Source organism: Candidatus Magnetaquiglobus sp. (genome assembly GCF_058402785.1).
In genome coordinates this window covers 54,411-74,275 of record NZ_JBZVFG010000009.1, presented here as the reverse complement: position 1 = coordinate 74,275, position 19,865 = coordinate 54,411, and the positions used below count along the sequence as shown (strand labels likewise).

16 protein-coding genes are annotated in these 19,865 nt (G+C 63.3%); 5 read left to right on the top strand and 11 right to left on the bottom strand.

The window, feature by feature from the left end; translation table 11 throughout:
• Positions 1–94: 94 nt before the first annotated feature.
• The 4 genes from ACV4UY_RS05160 to ACV4UY_RS05145 form a co-directional block, all read right to left on the bottom strand.
• Positions 95–796 carry a hypothetical protein gene (locus ACV4UY_RS05160; protein WP_491606581.1) on the bottom strand — a complete coding sequence of 234 codons (702 nt, stop codon included), beginning with the start codon at positions 794–796 and terminating at the stop codon, positions 95–97.
• Between the two features lie 150 nt (positions 797–946).
• A complete protein-coding gene (locus ACV4UY_RS05155) occupies positions 947–1,831 on the bottom strand; it encodes a flagellin N-terminal helical domain-containing protein (protein ID WP_491606580.1) in 885 nt (294 codons plus the stop codon).
• 336 nt (positions 1,832–2,167) lie between these two features.
• Positions 2,168–3,598 (bottom strand): sigma-54-dependent transcriptional regulator, encoded by a 1,431-nt coding sequence (locus ACV4UY_RS05150; protein ID WP_491606579.1) that lies wholly within the window; start codon positions 3,596–3,598, stop codon positions 2,168–2,170.
• The gene (locus tag ACV4UY_RS05145) at positions 3,595–6,042 is read right to left on the bottom strand and encodes a PAS domain S-box protein (protein WP_491606578.1); all 2,448 of its coding nucleotides are present in this window, start codon (positions 6,040–6,042) and stop codon (positions 3,595–3,597) included. Before ACV4UY_RS05145 ends, ACV4UY_RS05150 begins: the two co-directional genes overlap by 4 nt.
• A 409-nt stretch (positions 6,043–6,451) precedes the next feature.
• On the opposite strand from ACV4UY_RS05145, the gene ACV4UY_RS05140 reads away from it, so the two are divergent.
• A complete protein-coding gene (locus ACV4UY_RS05140) occupies positions 6,452–8,290 on the top strand; it encodes a sensor domain-containing diguanylate cyclase (protein WP_491606577.1) in 1,839 nt (612 codons plus the stop codon).
• Here ACV4UY_RS05140 and ACV4UY_RS05135 read toward each other — a convergent pair.
• The 3 genes from ACV4UY_RS05135 to ACV4UY_RS05125 form a co-directional block, all read right to left on the bottom strand.
• The gene (locus tag ACV4UY_RS05135; protein WP_491606576.1) at positions 8,256–10,151 is read right to left on the bottom strand and encodes a GNAT family N-acetyltransferase; all 1,896 of its coding nucleotides are present in this window, start codon (positions 10,149–10,151) and stop codon (positions 8,256–8,258) included. The two genes, ACV4UY_RS05140 and ACV4UY_RS05135, sit on opposite strands and share 35 nt — an antisense overlap.
• 139 nt (positions 10,152–10,290) lie before the next feature.
• On the bottom strand, positions 10,291–10,512 hold the full coding sequence (locus tag ACV4UY_RS05130; protein WP_420905398.1) for a hypothetical protein: 222 nt from the start codon (positions 10,510–10,512) through the stop codon (positions 10,291–10,293).
• Between the two features lie 112 nt (positions 10,513–10,624).
• A complete protein-coding gene (locus ACV4UY_RS05125) occupies positions 10,625–10,975 on the bottom strand; it encodes a hypothetical protein (protein ID WP_491606575.1) in 351 nt (116 codons plus the stop codon).
• Positions 10,976–11,423: 448 nt separating this feature from the next.
• On the opposite strand from ACV4UY_RS05125, the gene ACV4UY_RS05120 reads away from it, so the two are divergent.
• Positions 11,424–11,744 carry a cytochrome c gene (locus ACV4UY_RS05120; RefSeq protein ID WP_491606574.1) on the top strand — a complete coding sequence of 107 codons (321 nt, stop codon included), beginning with the start codon at positions 11,424–11,426 and terminating at the stop codon, positions 11,742–11,744.
• Here ACV4UY_RS05120 and ACV4UY_RS05115 read toward each other — a convergent pair.
• The 4 genes from ACV4UY_RS05115 to ACV4UY_RS05100 all read right to left on the bottom strand — a co-directional run bounded on the left by ACV4UY_RS05115 (position 11,732) and on the right by ACV4UY_RS05100 (position 13,811).
• Positions 11,732–12,256 carry an O-acetyl-ADP-ribose deacetylase gene (locus ACV4UY_RS05115; RefSeq protein ID WP_491606573.1) on the bottom strand — a complete coding sequence of 175 codons (525 nt, stop codon included), beginning with the start codon at positions 12,254–12,256 and terminating at the stop codon, positions 11,732–11,734. The genes ACV4UY_RS05120 and ACV4UY_RS05115 overlap by 13 nt on opposite strands.
• A 4-nt stretch (positions 12,257–12,260) precedes the next feature.
• Positions 12,261–12,785, bottom strand: a complete 525-nt coding sequence (gene mobB / locus ACV4UY_RS05110; protein ID WP_491606572.1) for a molybdopterin-guanine dinucleotide biosynthesis protein B — start codon at positions 12,783–12,785, stop codon at positions 12,261–12,263.
• 4 nt (positions 12,786–12,789) lie between these two features.
• Positions 12,790–13,041, bottom strand: coding sequence for a molybdopterin converting factor subunit 1 (moaD, locus tag ACV4UY_RS05105; RefSeq protein ID WP_491606571.1), 252 nt, complete (start codon positions 13,039–13,041; stop codon positions 12,790–12,792).
• A gap of 170 nt (positions 13,042–13,211) precedes the next feature.
• Positions 13,212–13,811, bottom strand: coding sequence for a hypothetical protein (locus tag ACV4UY_RS05100; RefSeq protein WP_491606570.1), 600 nt, complete (start codon positions 13,809–13,811; stop codon positions 13,212–13,214).
• A 620-nt stretch (positions 13,812–14,431) separates the two neighbouring features.
• On the opposite strand from ACV4UY_RS05100, the gene ACV4UY_RS05095 reads away from it, so the two are divergent.
• The 3 genes from ACV4UY_RS05095 to purL are packed head-to-tail and all read left to right on the top strand — an operon-like array spanning position 14,432 to position 19,856.
• A complete protein-coding gene (locus tag ACV4UY_RS05095) occupies positions 14,432–15,271 on the top strand; it encodes a TIGR00282 family metallophosphoesterase (RefSeq protein WP_491606569.1) in 840 nt (279 codons plus the stop codon).
• A 29-nt stretch (positions 15,272–15,300) separates the two neighbouring features.
• Positions 15,301–16,026 (top strand): phosphoribosylaminoimidazolesuccinocarboxamide synthase, encoded by a 726-nt coding sequence (purC, locus tag ACV4UY_RS05090; RefSeq protein ID WP_491606568.1) that lies wholly within the window; start codon positions 15,301–15,303, stop codon positions 16,024–16,026.
• Complete coding sequence (gene purL, locus ACV4UY_RS05085; protein ID WP_491606567.1) at positions 16,023–19,856, top strand: phosphoribosylformylglycinamidine synthase; 3,834 nt, start codon at positions 16,023–16,025, stop codon at positions 19,854–19,856. The genes purC and purL overlap by 4 nt, the downstream gene beginning before the upstream one ends.
• The last annotated feature ends 9 nt before the right edge of the window (positions 19,857–19,865 follow it).

The window sequence follows — 19,865 nt, the reverse complement described above, 5'->3', positions numbered from 1 at the left end:
GCCATCAAGAAATCACATAGACTGTTAACGTTTGTCAGAATATTACATATGGCTGACACACATAAATCTAAGTTATTTTTTACGGATCCTAAGCTCAACAGGAGAACGGAGGATCCATCTCCAAATCCGCCGGATCGAACTCCGCCAGGGTCGGAAGGATCGGAGAGCCCAGGGAGGGACGGGCTTCGTCGAGGGCGCTCTTTTCGCTCAACACGAAGCATTCGAACAGGCCGGCACGGGGGTTGGAACTCCACCACCGCTCGGCGGTGGTCACCACCTGATACTGGAGCTGGGTGGCGCTGACGCGCAGATCCAAAAGCTCCACCCGGCAGTGGGCGAGCGTGGACAACTCCTTGGCCAACGACCACAACGCCACCGGATCGGCCTCCCCCTCCAGGAGGATGGCCAACTCCAACGGCACGCCCAGGGTGCCGGATCCCTTCTCGATGCGCTCCCCAAGGGCATAGATCGCAATCACGCTCGGCATCGCGGCCTGAATCCGGGCGATCAACAACTCCTGATTAAAGATCCCCCCCTCCTCGACCTCGGCGCTGAACTCCCGCCAGGCATCCCACACCTTGTCCATCCCGTGGTTCAGACTCTCGCCGCTCGGATCGTCGCGCAGCCGTTCCTGAACCGCCTGCACCGGATCCTTGGCCAGACTCTCCCCGGAGGTGGCGATCTCCTCCACCAGCACGATCAGGCGCGCCTGACGGCCATAGAGACTCTTGTAAGGTGACGGAAGGGCGATGTTCCCCTCGGGCGTGATGTCGGCCTGAATTTCGATCGCTTGCATGCCCTCTGACTCCCATGACGATGGTATTGGGTACTTCAAGGCAACCTCCGCAAGCTTGCGTTGCCGTGGCACGCCCATTCAGGAGCCCCACGGGTGGGGTGGAGGGGTGCGCCCCCCACCATGCAAATTGACTGCCAGTGATAAATATCGTTAACTCAACAGTTTAAGCAGCATTTGCGGCTGCACGTTGGCCTGGGCCAGAATCGCCGTGCCCGCCTGCTGGAGAATCGACGCCCGGGTCAAATGGGCGGCTTCCAGGGCCACGTCGGCATCGCGAATGCGCGAACGGGCGGCCTCGGTGTTTTCAGTGACATTCATTAAATGAGACAACATCCCCTCGAAACGGTTCTGCGCCGCGCCCAGATTGGCGCGGATCGAGGCCACCGACTCCAGGGCGCTGTCCACGCGACCGATCAGGGTGCTGGCCCCACCCTGGGTAAGCATCGAGGTAAGGCTGCCGTTGTTGCCCAACCCGAGCGCGCTGACATGGGCCAGGGTCATCTCCACCACCACGTTCTGACCGGCGTTGGCACCGACCTGGAAACTCATCTGCAGCGAAGTGCGCGACCCGCCCGGCGTACCGCCCGGCGTGGTGAAATAGGCGATGTTGGAAACCCCGTTGAGAAGCGTGTAATGGTTGTAGGTGGTTTGAGCGGCAATGCGTTGGATTTCGGAGATCAACTGATCCTTCTCAAGGCTCAAGCTGGCGCGATCCGTGCCGCTGACCGTGCCGTTGGCGGCCTGCACCGCCAGTTCGCGCATGCGCTGCAACGCCTCGGTGGTGGCCTCCAGCGCCCCATCGGCCACCTGCACCACGGAAATGCCGTCGTTGACATTGCGGATCGCCATGTTGAACCCACGGATCTGGGCACTCATGCGGGTGACGATGGAGAGCCCCGCCGCGTCGTCCGAGGCCCGCTCCACCCGCAACCCGGTGGCGAGACGACGCATGGTCGTCTCCAGACTCCTGGTCTGGATCTCCAGGGCGCGTTGCGTGTTCAGCGCCGCCTGATTGCTCCGCAAGGTGACAAACATGTTTTTCGACCGCTCTTTTCGCCAACCCGTCCGATTGTGGCACTGCCGTGGGTGCGCTTGCCGCATGCCAAGAAACGCACGCCGATCATCGCCACACGCCATGACCGCTTAGTCGTTTATCGACGGGGGATGCGAAAAACTCAATCCTCTTTTTTTCAATACGCGCCGATTCCACGCCGGACGCCCCCGATCCCGGATGGCCTGGTGTCCAAAAAAAACATGAAAATATTTTAAGTAATAATTCAGATCCCAATCAACCGCTTTTAGTAATAATTGCACCCCATATTGTCAACGCCAGACCTGCCGCGCGCACGATCCCCGCCTTTGCCGAAAAAACTACTCCCGCCCGCCATTCCCCTTTTTCAACTGCTGCAACCGGTAGTTCAGGGTTTGGCGCGACACCCCCAGCAGGGTGGCGGCCACGCTCTTGTTGCCCTGGGAGCGCTCCAGCGCCTCCTCGATCAGCAACACCTCGGCCTCACGCAGCGTGGGAAGCTTGGCGCTCATGCGCTTGAAGGGGTTGTCCTCCTCCTGCATGGCGTCCGACTCCTCGGGCGTGCCGGTGGCGAACACGCTCTCCCGGAACCGCTCCAGCGACAACACCCCGGACTGATGGCGCGCCACCGCATCGAAGGTGATGGCCCGCAACTCGCGCACATTGCCGGGAAAGCCATAGGTGTTGAGCAGATGGAACAGCTCCGGCGGCGGAATCGGCACCGGCTTGCCCATGGCGTGGGCCGCCTCCTCGAGAAAACGGGCGGTGAGGAGCGGAATGTCCTCCTTGCGCTCTCTCAAGGGGGGAATGCGCACCTGATGGGAAGAGAGCCGAAAATAAAGATCGGACCGAAAGCTCTTCTCGGCCATCAGCCCCTTCAAATCCCGATTGGTGGCGCAGATGATGCGCGCATCGGTCTTCATGTAGCCATCCGAACCCAGGGGATAGTACTTGCGCTCCTGCAACAACCGCAACAACTTGACCTGGGAGGACTCCTTGAGATCGCCGATCTCGTCCAGAAACAATGACCCCCCCGCCGCCGCCGCGATCATCCCCTCGCGGTTGTCGTTGGCCCCGGTGAACGCCCCCTTGCGATGGCCGAACAGGGTGTCGGAGAACATGTTGTCGTCCAACCCGGCCACGTTCAACGCCACCAACTGCCCGGAACGGTGACTCACCGAATGCACCGCCTGGGCGAGCAACTCCTTGCCCACCCCGGTCTCGCCGATGATCAACACCGGCTCCGACGACGGCGCGATCGCCTCCACATACTGAAACACCGCGCGCATCTTGCGGCTCTTGGTGATGATCGGGGCGAAGGCCTCGGTATCCTGCAACGAGTCCTCCAAAAGATAGTGCTTGAGCGTCCCCACCTCGCGGCGCAACGAGCGCAACTCCATGGCCCGCTTCACGCACGAGATGAAGCGGCTGTTCTCCGCAGGCTTGACCAGATAGTCGAACGCCCCATCCTTCATGCACTGCACCGCGATCTCGATCTCCAGATTCGCGGTCATCACGATCACCGGCACCTCCGGAAACCGCTCCTTGATGCGCGGCAACAACTCGGTGCCCGGCGTGTGCGGCATCACCAGATCCAACACCACCACCGCCGCCCCATGCTCCTCCAGAAACCCCATGAGATTCCGACCATCGGTCATGGTCACCACCGGCGACACATCGGCGGTCTTCAACAGGATCTTGGAGCTGAACAGCACCGTCTCCTCGTCATCGACCAGCACGATGGGCAGGCTCTTCTTGTTGGGCTCGCTCATGCCGACTCTCCCCGCGCGGTGCTGGCATCCAATGGCAATCGCACGGTCACCACTGTCCCCCGCCCCAACTCCGAGGCAAAGGCAATCGTACCCGCATGATTCTCGATGATCGTTTTGGTGATCGACAATCCCAATCCCATACCCCCGGATTCGGTCTTGGTGGAAAAGAACGGATCGGTCAATTTTCCCACATGATCCGGATCAATGCCACGCCCCTCGTCCCGAAATGCCACTTCCAGAAAACCTGCGCCAGGATCCGAGCGAATGGCGATTTCGATCCTCTCTTCGCGACTGGTCAAGGCTTGCAAACCGTTCTGGAGAATATTGATGAAAGCCTGCTCCAACTGCTGGGCATTGCCGCGCACCCTCACCGGCTGTTCCGGCGGCGACAGCCGGCAATGGTCGGTGGCGGCTCGGATCTGGTTTTGCAGGATCATCATGGCCGCATGGATCGGGTCGAGGATATTGATCCGCTGGGTGAGGATCCCCTTGTCCTGCCGCACCATGTGTTTCAGGCCGGAGATGATGAGCTGGATGCGTTGCGCGCTCATGCGGATGCCATCGAGCAGACGCGGCACCACCTCCATGGCCTCCTCGCAGGGCATGCCGCCCAGATAGAAGGCCCCGGAACGTTCATGGAGATTCAGAAGCATGGGCCTGGCATCCTCCCAGACGGCGGAGAGGATCGGCACGTTGAACTGGATGGCGTTGTTGGGATTGTTGATCTCGTGGGCCACGCTGGCCGACAGCACCCCCAGGGAGGCCAGACGGGCATTGCGCAGGTTCTGGGCCTGCAACACATGTTTCTCGGTGACATCCTGACAGACCGCCAGCACCTCGGAAACCCGTCCGTCGTGGAAGATCGGCGCCAGACGCGCCTCCCACCAGGAGGATTCGCCGTCGGTAAGGGGGAACTCCACCGCCTCGCCGGTGACGAACACCTCGGCGATGCGCGCCTTGAGATCGGGCAGACGCGACTTGAGCAGGGCATCCAGGACCGGATCGGTCAGCGCGCGGTTGGAATACTGCACCCGTCCTTCGCGGTCCAGGGTCATGATGGGGTCCGGGGAGTGATGGAGCAGGGAGAGCAGTTTCTCCTCGGAGATGCGCATCGCCTTTTGAGCGCGACGCCGCTCCTCGGCCTCGCGGAACTTGAGGATGCCGAAGGCCAGGTTGTTGGCCAGGTTCTCCAGAAGCTGGATCTCCTCCGGATCGAAGGCATCCAGGGAACCGCTGTAGATGTTGAGGGTGCCGAGGGGCAACAGGTCATCGACCGGCAAGGGGAGCGCCAGCGAGGACACATGGCCGCGCCGTGCCGCCTCCTCCCGCCAGGGGGTGAAGTCCGGATCGCTGCCGATCTCCCGCGCCAGAATCGGCTTGCCGGTCCGATAGGCGACGCCCGAGGGGCCACCGCCCTTTCCGGCGTCAAGCCAGGTGATTTCCAGGTTGTCGAGATGGCCGGCGTCGAAACCGTACCGGGCCGCAGGCAGAATGCGACCATCGGCACTGGCAAAACCCACCCAGGCCATGCGATAGCCCCCCTCCTCGACGATCAGGCGGCAGATCCGTTTCAGCAACTCCTGCTCGGAGGTGGCCTTGATCATGGTTTCGTTGCCATGGCTCAAGGTGAGCAGGGTACGGTTGGCGCGACGGATGGCCCGTTCCGCCTGTTTGCGCGGGCGGATGTCGCGGGCGAAATGGCAGTGGATGGTCAACCCCTCGATCTTGAGCAGGGTGGTCTGCACCTCCAGATAGAGCAATGCCCCCGCCTTGGTGCGCACCGCGTACTCCATGCAACACTGACCACTGTGTTCCAGCGCCTCGCCGTGATCGGCCCACTGGTCCGGGGTCAGATCGACGCGGATGTCGAACAGGGTACGGGACAGAAGCTCGGTCCGGGGGTAGCCCGTGGCCAGGCACATCGCCTCGTTGACGTAGATGAACCGTCCCGCGGGATCGACCCAACAGATCATGTCCGCCGCGTGATCCACGCTGAACTGGGTCCGTTGCAACAGCCGGTCGGTCTCCTTGTGGACCAGCAGGGCGTTGTCGAACAAGGTCAGGGCGTGGTTGAGGTGCCGGGCCAGGAGTCCGAGTTCGCTCTGCTGGTGTTCCGGCGGGACGGTGATGGGCCAATGGATCGGACGGGTGGGATCGATGCTGGCCAACTGCCGTCCGATGCGCCGGATCGGACGGGTGAGCAGGCGGTGGAACAGCCAGGTGAGAATCAGGGCCAGCACCAGGGACTCAAGCAGTCCGATGAACAAGCGAATGCCCGCGCCGGTCCCAAGGAGTCGATCCGCCCACCACCCGGCCAGACCGAACACCACCCCCACCCCCAGCCCGACCCACAGGGCCAGACGCAGCTGACGGTAGACAAGCCTCTGGCGCAACGGCACCCGTTCGGGCGCCTCGGCGATGCGAAGCTGTTCTGATGTGACCATCCTCCCCCCCGGATGACCGCTATGGCCGGCCTGGATGACGCCTTGGCCTTTTCACCTGCAAAGGTCAATCATACGGGAAATGGCTGATCCATAAAAGGTGGTTCGATGAAAGCGGAGGGCCATGCCGGGCCGCCGCAGTCGCTCGCTGGCCATATACGGACGGCCCTGAAGATAGGGGGCCACCCTCTGCAAATTCCATAATTTTCCCAACGTCACATCGCGCAAGGTACGGTAATTCCGAATGCGAATACCTTCGAGTCTCGCCACCTGACCTCTCCTCATTTCCTGACGTTGCCCACCCGCCCGATCCGCCATCGACATCACCAACCGGACCCGGCGAAAACCTTCCGCAGCCTGCGAAATTTGCATGGCAACCTGAACCGCGAGGGATTATCATGCAAGCACGGGAATGATTCAACGTTCACCCGGCATCAAGGTTTCTCGACCGGTTCCGATCACCCCACTCCAACCCCTGGTTCGACGCGCCATCATGATCAACCGGTTCCTCACCCCGCTCAAACGCCTCTCCCCCATCGTCTGGACCCACTCCGTGCTCGATCGCCTCGGCGGACGCATCCTCGTCTATGTGGGGGTGACCTTCGTGTTCGGCTGGCTGGGACTGGCGGTGCTCATCTCGGAGTTCCACGAACGGCTCGTGATGAGCCAGAACGAACGGGCCGTGCTGCTGATCACCCGTGGAATCTCCAGCGGATTGCGCACCATCATGCTCGCCGGTGACGCGGAGATCGCCGAGGATTTCAGTAAAAATATCCAGAACATCAACGGTCTGGTCGATTTCCGCATCCTGCGACCCGATGGCAGCGAGGCCTTCCGCACCAACGAAACCATCCGGCTGGTCAACCAACGCCTGGGCGGCGAACGGTTCCACCCCCGCAAACGCGAAAACAAGGTCCAGGTCCTCCCCAGCGACTCCACCACCCTGAAAAACGTGCTCGGCAACGGTCACGAGGTGCCGATCTACGAACGCGACCCCTCGAACGGCGCCCCGCTGCTCACCTTCTTCGCCCCCATCCCCAACCAGGACGAATGCCGCTCCTGCCACGGACAGAACGACCCGTTCCGCGGCCTGATCAAACTCACCATGTCCCTCTCCCAGGCCGATCACGAAATCCATCAGGCCCGCTGGTGGATCTTTGGCCTCGGCACCCTCATCGCCGCCGCGGTGATGCTGATCATCCACCAGGCGGTCTGCCGCTCCGCCGTGGCCCCCCTGGAACGAATGGCCCGCATCCTCGGCCACGACCACCACCACGGCGATCCCGATCGCTCCGTGCCGGTCACCGGCTGCGCGGAATTCCGCCAGGTAGCCACCGCCTTCAACCACATGAGCAGCCAGTTGAGCAGCGCCTGGTTCGATCTGCGCGAGGAACACGACAAACTCACCACCATCCTGCTCGGTACCCGCGAGGGGATCGTGGTCACCGACCGGGAAAACCGCATCGTGCTGGTCAACCCTTCGGCGGAACGGTTCATCGGCAAAAGCGCCGATGAAATCCGAACCCAGGGGTTCATGACCCTCTTCGACGACCCGGAACACATGCGCGCCCTCCTGGACGATCACATCCATGAACTGCCGGGACTGGTCCTGCACAACGAACGCATGCTGCAAATCCATGCCGCCAACATCCGCGATTCAGCCGGTCATCCCATCGGCTCGGCGGCGATGATCCGCGACGTCACCCGCGAAAAAGCCCTGGAAGACGAACTGCGCAAACTCTCCAACACCGATCCCCTGACCGGGCTCTTCAACCGACGCCGCTTCGACGCCGCACTCCTCGAGGAGTACGATCGCGCCAAACGCTATGGATTGATCCTGGGATTGCTGCTCTTCGACGTGGACCACTTCAAACGGTTCAACGACACCCACGGCCACGACCAGGGGGATCGGGTCCTCAAGGCGATCGCCGAGGTGATGCGCACCCATTTCCGCTCCGTGGATCACCCCTGCCGCTACGGCGGCGAGGAGTTCTGCGCCATCATGCCCAGCACCGGCTCCTCCGGCGTGAACCGCTCCGCCGAGCGGCTCCGCCAGAGTGTCGAGGCCATGGTGGTCGATGGGCTGAAAGTCACCGTGAGCATCGGCGTGGCCATCTTCCCGGAGTGTGGACGAGAGGGGCCCGAGGCCATGCTCAAGGCCGCCGATCTGGCCCTCTACCAGGCCAAGCGCCTGGGACGCAACCGGGTCTGTCCGTTCACGCCGGAGCTTGCGGCGACTCCGCCGGCGTGACCGGTTGCACCGCCGGCACGGGCGCCGGATTCAACGACAGAACCATGCGCAGCTCCATCGGTTCGCTGCCGGCATGGGTCTCGAACTTGTATTTCTCCAGAAACTTCCGCATCGGCTTGTTGTCCACCCGCACCACGCAGACCAGCCGGTTCAGGCGCCGCTTGCGGGCGATTTCGATCATCTTGTTCAACAGCACGCTCGCCATGCCCTTGGCGCGACTCCCCTCCTGAACCACGAAGGTCGCCTCTCCGCTGTTCTCCTGTTCGATCCAGTAATAGCGACCCACCGCCAGGATCACATGGTGCGGACCCTTGCAGCGCACGATGCAGAGCGCCAGATCACGGGTCTGATCCACATTCACCACCTCGCACGCCTTCTGCCGCGACATGCCATCCGGGTGATAGCGGTAGCGTTGCATCACGGTTTCGTCGTCGAGCGAATAAAAGAACTCCTGATAGATGCGCTCGTCGGCGGCATGCAGCGGACGCATGCAGTAGACGTTCCCCTTCAGGCGCACCTTGACCTGTTGCGGATCGCCCAACTCCTCGACCCGGCTGGGTTGGGTGATCTGATAATCGGGAACCCAGTGGTGGGTGCGCACCTGGGCGAGCAGACGATCGCGGAACGCCGGATGGGCCACCCGGATCAACTCCAGGGCCCGTTCGCGAATGCTTTTGCCGCGCAGGGTGGCGATGCCGTGCTCGGTGACCACGTAATGGACATCCCCGCGCGAGGTGACCACCCCGGACCCCTCGGTCAGGAACGGGACGATCTTGGAGATGGTGCCGTTCTTGGCCGTGGACGGCAGGGCGATGATCGGGCGTCCATCGCGACTCCGTGCCGCGCCGCGAATGAAATCCACCTGTCCGCCGATGCCGCTGTAGAACCGTTGGCCCACCGAATCCGACACCACCTGTCCGGTCAGATCCACCTCGATGGCGCTGTTGATGGCCACCATGTTGTCGTTGCGGGCGATGACGGTGGGGTTGTTGACATACTCGGTGGGGTGGAACTCGATGTGCGGGTTTTCGTGGACGAAATCGTAGAGTTTCTGGGAGCCCATGCAGAACGAGGCAATGATCTTGCCCGGATGGAGGGTTTTCTGGGTATTGTTGATCACCCCGGAGCGGAACAGCTCGATCACCCCGTCGGAGAACATCTCGGTGTGGATGCCCAGGTTCTTGTGGTCGCCGAGCGCGCGCAACACCGCGTCCGGGATCCGTCCGATCCCCATCTGCAGGGTGGCCCCGTCCTGGATCAACTGGGCCACGTACTGCCCGATGCGCAGCGCCACGTCATCGAGTTCCGGCGGTTGCAGGATCGTCATGGGACGATCGGCCTCGATGCAGGCGTGGATCTGGCTGACGTGGATGAAGCTTTGACCCAAGGTGCGCGGCACCGAGGGGTTGATCTGGGCGATCACCTGACGGGCCGATTTCCAGCCTGCGGAGACGATATCCACCGAAGGGCCGAGCGAGCAGTAGCCGTATTGATCCGGCGGCGACACCTGGATCAGGGCCACGTCGATGGGCAGGATGCCGTCCGTGAACAGCGAGGGGATCTCGGAGAGGAAACAGGGGGTGTAATCGGCCACCCCGGAGGCCACGGAGTTGCGGGTTCCGGGTCCCAGGAACAGGGAGTTGACCTTGAACGAACGGGCGTATTTGGGCTCGGTCCAGGGGTGTGGCCCCAGGATCAGGATATGGACCAGTTCCAGGTCACGGAAGTCGTTGGCGTGCTTGACCAGATCCTCGGTCAGGGCGTGGGGACAGGCGGCGTTCGAGCCGATAAAGATCCGGTCCCCGGATTTGAGATGGCGTTTCCACTCCGTGAGTTTCGGGGGGAGATGGTGTTTGGACATGGTTGCTCCTCTGGCCTCGTGATCGATTTGTTGCATTGCAACAATGGTAGGCCAACAGGAGCCGAATCTCAAGAACAATCGCTCGGAACCGCCATTCACCCCGACGATCCGGGGCCTTCCGTGGTCCCGACATCGGGCGCTACTGGATGCTCGCGCTCAGTTGCATGGCCTGAGCCGACAGACTCACCACATAGGCCTTGGTGGAAAGATAGTTCGGCGGCATGTAGGTTTGTTGCTGAATGATCTGCCGGGTCTGCGAGGATTGGTTCTGCACGGTATGAAAGACCCGTTGCGCCGCCTGAATGGAACGGATCTGATTCACCGTGCTGATATCGCTCGGCATGATGCTGGAAACGTTCATGGAAGGATCCTTGCCGGAGGTTGGAAGTCATCGGGAACGATGGATACTATCATTCCACCATGTCCAACAGAAAGCAAGAACCGCTCCAACCTCCTTTGGAAGCAGGATGCCGTCAGTGCGTTGACAGGGAGCCTGGCGCCATGTCAACCGGCTTGAAACCCGTCGCGCCGGTAGCGGTCAACGGACCGAGCAGGGCGTGACGCACCGAGTCGGGATCCATGTCGAGCTGTTGGCAGATCCAGTGAAAAGAGCCCACTCCGTGCCGATGGGAGCGGATCCAGGTGATGGCGTCCGCGCGGGTGGTGCGATCCTGAAGATCGAGAATGGCCCGTTCCAGCACCGCGGCCCACAGACGGCGGGCATTGTCGTGATCGAGGATGCGGTATTCCATTTCACCGGTCACGCCGCGCATCAAGGGCATGGACGGGTTGACAGACGATCTGTCGTGCGAAGTGAGCTGCATGGCAAGAATCCCATTTCAGAGTCAAGGATGCGGAGTTCATCTCCGGTTAACCAAACCCAAGCAGGTTTCATGCCAGGTTTGTTTAACCTCGAATCCCCTTCCATGTTCCCCGGAGGGGTACGCAGGAGTCCGACGAAGCTCTTGGAAGAAGTGACGGAAGGGACTCGCTGGCGGAATCTCTACAATCAAAAGCTTGGTACGGTCAAATGGAAAACAACTTTAAGAGAAACCATGACAAAAGGGTGCATTCGGAACGGACGGACGGTTGCCTCGCCCTGCAGAGCGTGCTAGGGTATTTCCCGGCCTGAATGGTCGTTCATCGGGCAGGCAGGATCCAAACAGGCCCATACGGTTGCCCGAAATCCCCTCCAACCAGGGGATCCACGGACCGGAAGCCGTTGTCACCACCCCCGCGCGCGGGACATCGAAAAACTAAGGAGTAGCCTCCATGGGATACGGGAAGGTAGTGGGTTTGGGTCTGGCGGTGGTCGTGCTGGGCGTGGCGTCGGCGTCGGCGTCGGCCTGGGCCGGGGATGTGGCCAAGGGCAAGGAGCTGCACGATCCGTCGTGCGCGGGGGCCTGTCACACCGCCAAGGGCGCGGGGGACGTGAACGCCCTCTACACCCGCAAGAACCGCAAGGACTCCCTGGAGAAGCTCAAGGCCCAGGTGGCCTTCTGCAACCAGCAGGTGCTCGACTCCAAATGGTTCCCGGAGGATGAGGCCGACGTGGTTGCCTATCTGAACGCCACCTTCTATCACTTCAAATGACGACGCAGAATCTCCGCGTCGGCGTCTGAGAAGGCCACCAGCGTCACCGCCATCCCGGCATCGGGATGAACGTCGAAAAAGGCCCGAATCGTCGCGATGGCGATCCGGGCCGCTGTCTCCTTCGGAAAACCATACACCCCGGTGCTGATCCCCGGAAACGCGATCCGTCGCGCCTGGTTTTCGTGGGCCACCTCCAGACAGCGGCGGTAGCAACGCGCCAGATTGCCATCCGGATCCGGATCCGAGTGATGGATCGGGCCAGCGGTGTGGATCACCAGTCGGGCCGGCAGGTTGCCGGCGGGGGTGGCCACCGCCTCGCCGCTCGGCAGACCCTCCGGATAGCGCTCGCGACGGATCCGTTGACACGCCTCGAGAATCGCCGGACCGCCGGCGCGATGGATCGCCCCATCCACGCCCCCTCCTCCGAGCAGCGAAGCGTTGGCCGCATTGACGATGGCATCCGTCACCAGTCGGGTGATATCCCCGGTCAGGATCTTCAAGGTATTGGTCATCGCGTCACGCTCCAGCCTGGTCGGAAGTCAGTCGGGCGCGAATGAACCCGGCCACCCGGGCCGGATCGTTCAAGGGAAGTTGCGGCGGATCGGCGTCTGGCTCCGGGTCGTCGGTGGCGATGGCCACGATCCGGCTCAACCGGTCGAGCAGATCGTTGGCCGGGGTGTCGCGACGCCGCACGACGATCTTGTCGTGATCCTCCTCCTTGTACCCCTCCACCAGGATCAGATCGTGACCGGCCAGACGCGCCACCTGCTCGGCGAGGGTGGGTTCCGGCAGATCGCCCAGATCCTGGATCAGAAACCAGCGTTGCGGGCAGGCGAAAAGCACGCTCCGGGCCCCGGCCTGACGGAAGCGATGGGTATCCTTGCCGGGGATGTCCGGATCGGCGGGGTGGTGGCCATGTTTGATGGCCGCGACCTTGAGGCCCGCGGCGACCAGATGGCCGATCACCCGCTCCATGAGGGTGGTTTTGCCCGTGCCGCTCGGGGCGACGAAACCGATCACCGGCGGAAGGGAGGGTGTCATGGGCTCACCCTCCGCTCACGGGGGGAAAGATGGCGATCTCGTCGCTGTCGGCCACCGGATCGCCGGGCTGGGCGTAACGTTGATTGACCGCGATGCGCAGGGTCGGATGGTGGAGGAGTTCGGCATGGGCCGCGGTGCGCGTGGCCAGAAAGGCACGCAGCGCGGCCACGGTGGTGACCTCCTCGGGCAGGGAAATCGACTCCGAGGCCACGCCGATCTTCTCGCGCACCCAGGAGAAATAACGCAACAGAGCCATGGTGGTTCGTGCTCCTTGGACGGATGATTTGGAATCCACGCGGAGCGGATCACGATACGGAGTCGGCGGGCCTGGTTCAAGGGCAGCTCCCGGCCCGCCGTCAGAACGGCTCGAACGCCTCGTCTTCGTTGATCGCCGGGAACCTCAAAAGAGAAGCTCCCGGCCCGCCGTCAGAACGGCTCGAACTCCTCGTCCTGTTGATCGCCGGGAACCTCGGGACCGGCGATGGCCAACCGGCGATTGGACGGGGCACGCGGGTGGTGGTCGTCGGCGTGGGCCGAGAACGAGACCAGTGGCATCAAGGCGTTGACCGGCGGGGCGTGCAGCGGGGGCGGAGCATTTTTCACCAACTCTTCGGAACGGCTGGTGGTTTCGCGGATCACCGCCAGTTCGGCGGCCAGTTCGCGGGTCTGCTCGACCTGGGTGATCAGCAGGCTCTCCAGACGCAGGGTTTCACTCTTGCGTCCCTCCTCGGCGGCCTGGATCAGGCCGGAGAGGTGGCTGACCAGTTCGTGTTGTTCGCGCCGGGCGGCGTGGTGACGCCAGAGCCCCACCCCGAGCAGACCGAAACCGCTCCCCAGCGACAGGGTGAGCAGATCGAGCGCGCCATGCAGACGGGCCACCAGCAGTCCGAATTCCGGGATCGGAAGTCCATCCTGGGCCAGACGCAGGGTATGCGCCTCCAGATCGGTCACCGTGGACACGGAGACCCCCAGTCCCGCGCCGACCAGAAGCAGAAAAAGTGCGATGACGGGTAGAAATCGACTCAAGGATGACTCTCCATGTGGGCGGCGAGTTGGTTTCTTTAAAGAGAATACCCAGGATTCCTCCCCATTTCAAGCTGTCAATAATCACGATCGCGCGTTTTTCCCCATGCGATCCCATTCCAATTCGCGCGCGTTTGGAGATCCCATGGCAAGGAATCGCCCACCCACCTTTGACGGTGCGGGGGGCTCCGCTCATCAGGCAAGTCAGGAAAATGTCAAGAACCCTTTTCCCTGCCTCGACTCGAATGGTATGCTGGGGAAGAGTCGAGGCTTGTAACGAAACACACGCCATTTTTCCCCGCAATGCATCACCAATATAATCGGGGCGAAGCCTGCTTTGAGAGGCTGTTTGGTGATTCCATTCATGGAATCACCAAACCTGCACGAATCGAAACAATCGATTCGTGCTTCTCAAATTGCTGCGCAATTGGGCGGGCCATGAATGGCCCGCGTCGGCTGTTTGACACATGCCAAACAGCCTTTAGAATCGTCTTCGATCCGTTTGGAATCGTCTTCGATCCGTTTCATCCACTCCCCTTGAGGATTGCCGATCGATCTTTCCGTGTTGCCTGGCAACGCGTCACGAAAGATGCGATCGCACTTTTATGGACAGGCGGTTGTCGATGCGCAATCACGCTCGAACCCGAACCCTCGGCGTGCTTTTGATCGGAGATGTCTTCGGGCGTCCGGGTCGGAGCGCCGTGGCGCGTCATCTCCCCGAAATCAAGGCGTTGAGCGGCGCGGATTTCGTGATCGCCAACGGCGAGAATGCCGCCGCCGGCGTGGGCATCACCCCGGAGGTGGCCGGCGAACTGTTCAAGGCCGGCGTGGACGTGATCACCACCGGCAACCACGTCTGGCGCCACGTCAAGGAAATCGCGCCCTTCATGGAGGAGCGCAAAACCCTGTTGCGGCCCCTCAACTACCCCCCCGGCGCGCCGGGACGGGGCTTTGGCATCTATCCGACCGCCGGCGGCACCCGCATCGGGGTGATGAACCTCCAGGGACGGGTCTTCATGGAAGATCTGGACTGCCCGTTCCGAAGCGCGGACGCGGTGCTGGACATCGCCCGACTCGGGCGGGACGCGGATCTGTGGATCGTGGATCTGCACGCCGAGGCCTCCTCGGAAAAAATGGCCCTGGCCCTCCATCTGGATGGCCGGGTGACGGCGGTGGTGGGAACCCATACCCATGTGCCCACCGCCGATCATCGGGTGTTGAAACAGGGCACCGGTTTCATCACCGACGTGGGCATGACCGGTTGTTACGACTCGATCATCGGCATGCGCGCCGATACGGTGATGCCCAAATTCGTGACCAAAATGCCCACCCGCTTCGAGCCGGCGGGAGGCGAGGCGATGTTGTGCGGCGTTCTGATCCGCGCCGACGCGGCGACCGGACGGTGCCAGGAGATGATCCCGGTTCGCGTGGGCGAGGGTTTGAGTGTGCGTTGTTCGTTTTAATCCAATGCAGCAATAGGGATGTTTCAATCATGGAAAAGAGGGAAAAACTCTACGAGGGCAAGGCCAAGGCCATCTTTGCCACCGACGACCCGAATCACTTCATCCAGTATTTCAAGGATGACGCGACCGCCTTCAACGGCGTCAAGAAAGGGACCATCGCCGACAAGGGGGTGATCAACAACCTGGTCACCTCCAAGCTCATGACCATCCTCGACGCGGTGGGCATTCCGACCCATTTCGTCCAACGCCTCAACGACCGCGAACAACTGATCCGCAAGGTGTCGATCATTCCGATCGAGGTGGTGGTGCGCAACGTGGCCGCCGGTTCCATGTCGAAGCGCCTGGGGGTGCCCGAGGGTCAACAACTCCCCCGTCCGGTGCTCGAATTCTACTACAAGGCCGATGCCCTGGATGACCCGTTGATCGTCCGCGACCACGCCCTGGTTTTCGGCTGGGCCACGGAAGCCGAGCTGGCCTGGATCGAGGCCGCCGTCAAACGGATCAACGACGTGCTGATCGGCTTCTTCGCCAACATCGGCATCCGCCTGGTCGATTACAAACTCGAATTCGGTCGTCTGGCCTCGGATCCCTCCCAGGTGGTGCTGGCCGACGAGATCTCCCCGGACACCTGCCGGCTGTGGGATTTCGTCACGAACGAAAAACTGGACAAGGACCGCTTCCGCCGTGATCTGGGCGGCGTGGTGGAGGCCTACCAGGAGGTGGCACGGCGCATGGGAGTCTCTGGGGAGTCATGAGCACGCGCCCGGTACTCGTCTGGCCGGGTGAGGTGTGCGACTCCCGGTTGCGGCTTTCGTTCTGGCCCGATGATCTGGATCTGCCGGTCTTCGTGGCCCGGTACGTCTATTTCGTCGCCGCCAACGAACCGCTGACCGCCGACGGGCGGGAGCGGCTCGCCGCCCTGCTCAACGCCCAGCCCCGCGAGTTGGCGCTGCATCGTTTCGTCTCGCCGCCGCTGGTGGTGATTCCGCGGCTGGGCACCATCTCTCCCTGGTCCACCAAGGCCACCGAGATCGTGCGCGGCTGCGGCCTCACCGCCGTCACCCGCATCGAACGCGGGGTGTTGCACGACTTCGGCGACCAACGGGTCAACCGGGCGCAACGGGAACGGCTCATGCCGCTCCTGCACGACCGCATGACCCAATCGGTCTGTTCGGATCTGGTGGAGGCCATGGGACTCTTCGCCCAGGGCGAGGCGCGCCCCCTGGTCCAGGTTCCGGTCCCCACGCTCGAGAAGGTCAACGTCGCGCTGGGACTGGCCCTCTCCCCGGAAGAGATCCGCTATCTGGCCGACCACTTCGGCAAGGTGGGACGGGATCCGACCGATGTCGAACTCATGATGTTCGCCCAGGCCAACTCCGAGCACTGCCGGCACAAGATCTTCAATGCCGCCTGGGTGCTCGACGGTCGCGCACAAACGGAAACCCTGTTCGGCATGATCCGCGAAACCGAGGCCAGAACCCCGGATCCGGCCCTGTCGGCCTATCGGGACAACGCCGCCGTGATGCGCGGCGGTCCCGGCGCCCGTTTCGCGCCGGACGAGGAAGGGGTCTACCGGGCCACGCCCGCCGCACTCCACGTACTGATGAAGGTGGAGACCCACAACCACCCGACCGCCATCGCCCCCTTTCCGGGCGCGGCCACCGGTTCGGGCGGGGAGATCCGCGACGAGGGGGCCACCGGACGCGGTTCCCGTCCCAAGGCGGGGCTGTGCGGCTTTTCGGTCTCCAACCTCAATCTCCCGGACGCGATCCAGCCCTGGGAAGAACCCTACGGCAAGCCGGAACGGATCGTCTCGGCCCTCGAGATCATGATCGAGGGACCGCTGGGGGCCGCGGCCTTCAACAACGAATTCGGACGCCCGAACCTCTCCGGCTATTTCCGCACCTTCGAACAGAAGGTGGGCGGCGAGGTGCGCGGCTATCACAAACCCATCATGGTGGCCGGCGGACTCGGCGCCATCGAGCCCGAACAGATCGAAAAACAGCCCCTGGCGCCGGGTTCCCTGGTGATCCAGATCGGCGGACCGGCGATGCTGATCGGTCTGGGGGGCGGGGCCGCCTCGTCCCAGACGAGCGGAGTCTCCCTGGCGGAGCTGGATTTCGCCTCGGTGCAGCGCGAAAACGCCGAGATGCAGCGCCGCTGCCAGGAGGTGATCAACACCTGTCTGCATCACGAGGGCGGCAACCCGATCCTGTCGATCCACGATGTCGGTGCCGGCGGCCTTTCCAACGCCGTGCCCGAACTCCTGCACGGTGGCGGCGTGGGCGGTCGGCTCGACCTGGCCCGCGTGCCCAACGACGACCCCACCATGTCGCCGATGGAAGTGTGGTGCAACGAGGCCCAGGAGCGCTATGTGCTGGCCATCGCGCCGGAACACGAACCCCTGTTCGCCGCGTTCTGCGCCCGTGAGCGCTGCCCGTTCCGGGTGCTGGGCGTGGCCACCGCCGAACCGGTCCTGCACCTGATGGACAGCCGCACGGGCGAGGTATCCATCGATCTGCCCATGGAGGTGCTCCTGGGCAAACCGCCGCGCATGCTGCGCGACACCCGCAACCGCGTGCCGCTGCGCATCTCCTTCGACACCCGCGGCATCGATCTGGTCGAGGCCGCCGAACGGGTGTTGCGTCTGCCGACCGTGGCGGACAAGGGCTTTCTGATCACCATCGGCGATCGCACCGTGACCGGACTGGTCCATCGCGACCAGATGGTGGGACCGTGGCAGGTGGCGGTGGCCGACGCGGCGGTGACGCTGCGCGATTATCAGGGATATGCCGGCGAGGCGATGGCCATGGGCGAGCGCACCCCGGTGGCGCTGCTCGATCCGGCGGCCTCGGCGCGTCTGGCCGTGGGCGAGGCGTTGACCAACCTCCTGTCCGCGCCGGTCAAGGCGCTGGAGAGCGTAAAACTCTCGGCCAACTGGATGGCCGCCGCCTCCCATCCGGGCGAGGACGCGGCCCTGTTCGCGGCGGTGCGCGCCGTGGGGATGGAGCTGTGTCCGGCCCTGGGGATCGGCATTCCGGTGGGCAAGGATTCGCTCTCCATGAAGAGCGTCTGGCGCGATCACGGCGCGGAACGGTCCGTCACCGCGCCGGTCTCCCTGATCGTCTCCGCCTTCGCGGTGGTCGAGGATGTGCGCGGCGCGCTCACCCCGCAACTGCGCCTGGACGCCGGCCCGACCGACCTTCTGCTCATCGATCTGGGACGCGGACGCGACCGGTTGGGCGGCTCGGCCCTGGCCCAGGTCTACCGCCAGATGGGGGATGAACCGCCGGATCTGGACGATCCCGTGGCCTTCAAGAATTTCTTCAACGAAGTGCGCGCCCTGGCCGATGAAAAGATCATTCTCGCTTATCACGATCGCGCCGACGGCGGACTGTTCGTCACGCTGTGCGAGATGGCCTTCGCGAGCGGTTGCGGAGTGGAGATCGCCCTGGATGGCCTGGGTCGGGATCCCCTGGCGGCGCTCTTCGCCGAGGAGTTGGGCGCGGTGGTGCAGGTACGCCGCGCACACCTGGAGACCACCCGCGACCGCCTGGCCCGCCTGGGCATCCTGGCCGCACGACTCGGCGAGCCGGTGCCGGGCACCCGGTTGGGTTTTTTCCATGCCGGTCGGGAGATCCTGAACGGCGACCGGATCCGCTACCGCCGGCTCTGGTCGGAGACCGGCTGGCGCATCCGCGCCCTGCGCGACGATCCGGTCTGCGCCCGCCAGGAGTACGACACCCTGCAAGATGGATCCGATCCAGGATTGTCGGTGCGGGTGCCGTTCGAAATCCCGGCCCCGATGATCGCCACCGGCGCCCGTCCCGAGGTGCTGATCCTGCGCGAGCAGGGAGTGAACGGCCATGTGGAGATGGCGGCGGCGTTCCATGCCGCCGGTTTCGATCCGGTGGACGCCACCATGACCGACCTGGCCAACGGTCGGATCAGACTGGAAAACCATCGCGGACTGGCGGCCTGTGGCGGTTTCTCCTATGGCGACGTGCTCGGCGCCGGACAGGGGTGGGCCCGCTCGATTCTCTTCAACGACACCCTGCGCGAGGCCTTCCGGAGCTTCTTCCACCGTCCGGACACCTTCTCCCTCGGGGTGTGCAACGGCTGTCAAATGATGAGCACCCTCGCCGAACTGATCCCCGGCGCCGAAGGGTGGCCCCGCTTCGTGCGCAACCGGAGTGGTCGCTTCGAGGCGCGGGTCGCGCGGGTGGAGATCGGCGACTCTCCCTCGGTGCTCCTGGCCGGCATGGAAGGTGCACGACTGCTGGTACCCTGCGCCCACGGCGAGGGACGCGCCAACGCCCGTCTGGCGGACACGGGACGGATTGCCTTGCGCTATGTGGACAACCGTGGCAACGTGACCGAACACTATCCCGCCAATCCGAACGGTTCGCCCGCCGGAATCGCGGGGGTGACCAGTCAGGATGGTCGCGTGACCATCCTGATGCCCCATCCCGAACGGGTGTTCCGCTGGGTCCAGAACTCCTGGATCCCGGATGGCGCGCGGGGCGATGCCGGTCCCTGGGCACGGATGTTCGCCAATGCCAAAAGCTGGCTGGATGGGATGTAAGACGTATTG

What these genes read in the sequence shown, in the direction of transcription:
- ACV4UY_RS05160 (WP_491606581.1), bottom strand. Translation starts at nt 796, where the DNA reads ATGCAAGCGATCGAAATTCAGGCCGACATCACGCCCGAGGGGAACATC.
- ACV4UY_RS05155 (WP_491606580.1), bottom strand. Translation starts at nt 1,831, where the DNA reads ATGTTTGTCACCTTGCGGAGCAATCAGGCGGCGCTGAACACGCAACGC.
- ACV4UY_RS05150 (WP_491606579.1), bottom strand. Translation starts at nt 3,598, where the DNA reads ATGAGCGAGCCCAACAAGAAGAGCCTGCCCATCGTGCTGGTCGATGAC.
- ACV4UY_RS05145 (WP_491606578.1), bottom strand. Translation starts at nt 6,042, where the DNA reads ATGGTCACATCAGAACAGCTTCGCATCGCCGAGGCGCCCGAACGGGTG.
- ACV4UY_RS05140 (WP_491606577.1), top strand. Translation starts at nt 6,452, where the DNA reads ATGATTCAACGTTCACCCGGCATCAAGGTTTCTCGACCGGTTCCGATC.
- ACV4UY_RS05135 (WP_491606576.1), bottom strand. Translation starts at nt 10,151, where the DNA reads ATGTCCAAACACCATCTCCCCCCGAAACTCACGGAGTGGAAACGCCAT.
- ACV4UY_RS05130 (WP_420905398.1), bottom strand. Translation starts at nt 10,512, where the DNA reads ATGAACGTTTCCAGCATCATGCCGAGCGATATCAGCACGGTGAATCAG.
- ACV4UY_RS05125 (WP_491606575.1), bottom strand. Translation starts at nt 10,975, where the DNA reads ATGCAGCTCACTTCGCACGACAGATCGTCTGTCAACCCGTCCATGCCC.
- ACV4UY_RS05120 (WP_491606574.1), top strand. Translation starts at nt 11,424, where the DNA reads ATGGGATACGGGAAGGTAGTGGGTTTGGGTCTGGCGGTGGTCGTGCTG.
- ACV4UY_RS05115 (WP_491606573.1), bottom strand. Translation starts at nt 12,256, where the DNA reads ATGACCAATACCTTGAAGATCCTGACCGGGGATATCACCCGACTGGTG.
- mobB (WP_491606572.1), bottom strand. Translation starts at nt 12,785, where the DNA reads ATGACACCCTCCCTTCCGCCGGTGATCGGTTTCGTCGCCCCGAGCGGC.
- moaD (WP_491606571.1), bottom strand. Translation starts at nt 13,041, where the DNA reads ATGGCTCTGTTGCGTTATTTCTCCTGGGTGCGCGAGAAGATCGGCGTG.
- ACV4UY_RS05095 (WP_491606569.1), top strand. Translation starts at nt 14,432, where the DNA reads ATGCGCAATCACGCTCGAACCCGAACCCTCGGCGTGCTTTTGATCGGA.
- purC (WP_491606568.1), top strand. Translation starts at nt 15,301, where the DNA reads ATGGAAAAGAGGGAAAAACTCTACGAGGGCAAGGCCAAGGCCATCTTT.
- purL (WP_491606567.1), top strand. Translation starts at nt 16,023, where the DNA reads ATGAGCACGCGCCCGGTACTCGTCTGGCCGGGTGAGGTGTGCGACTCC.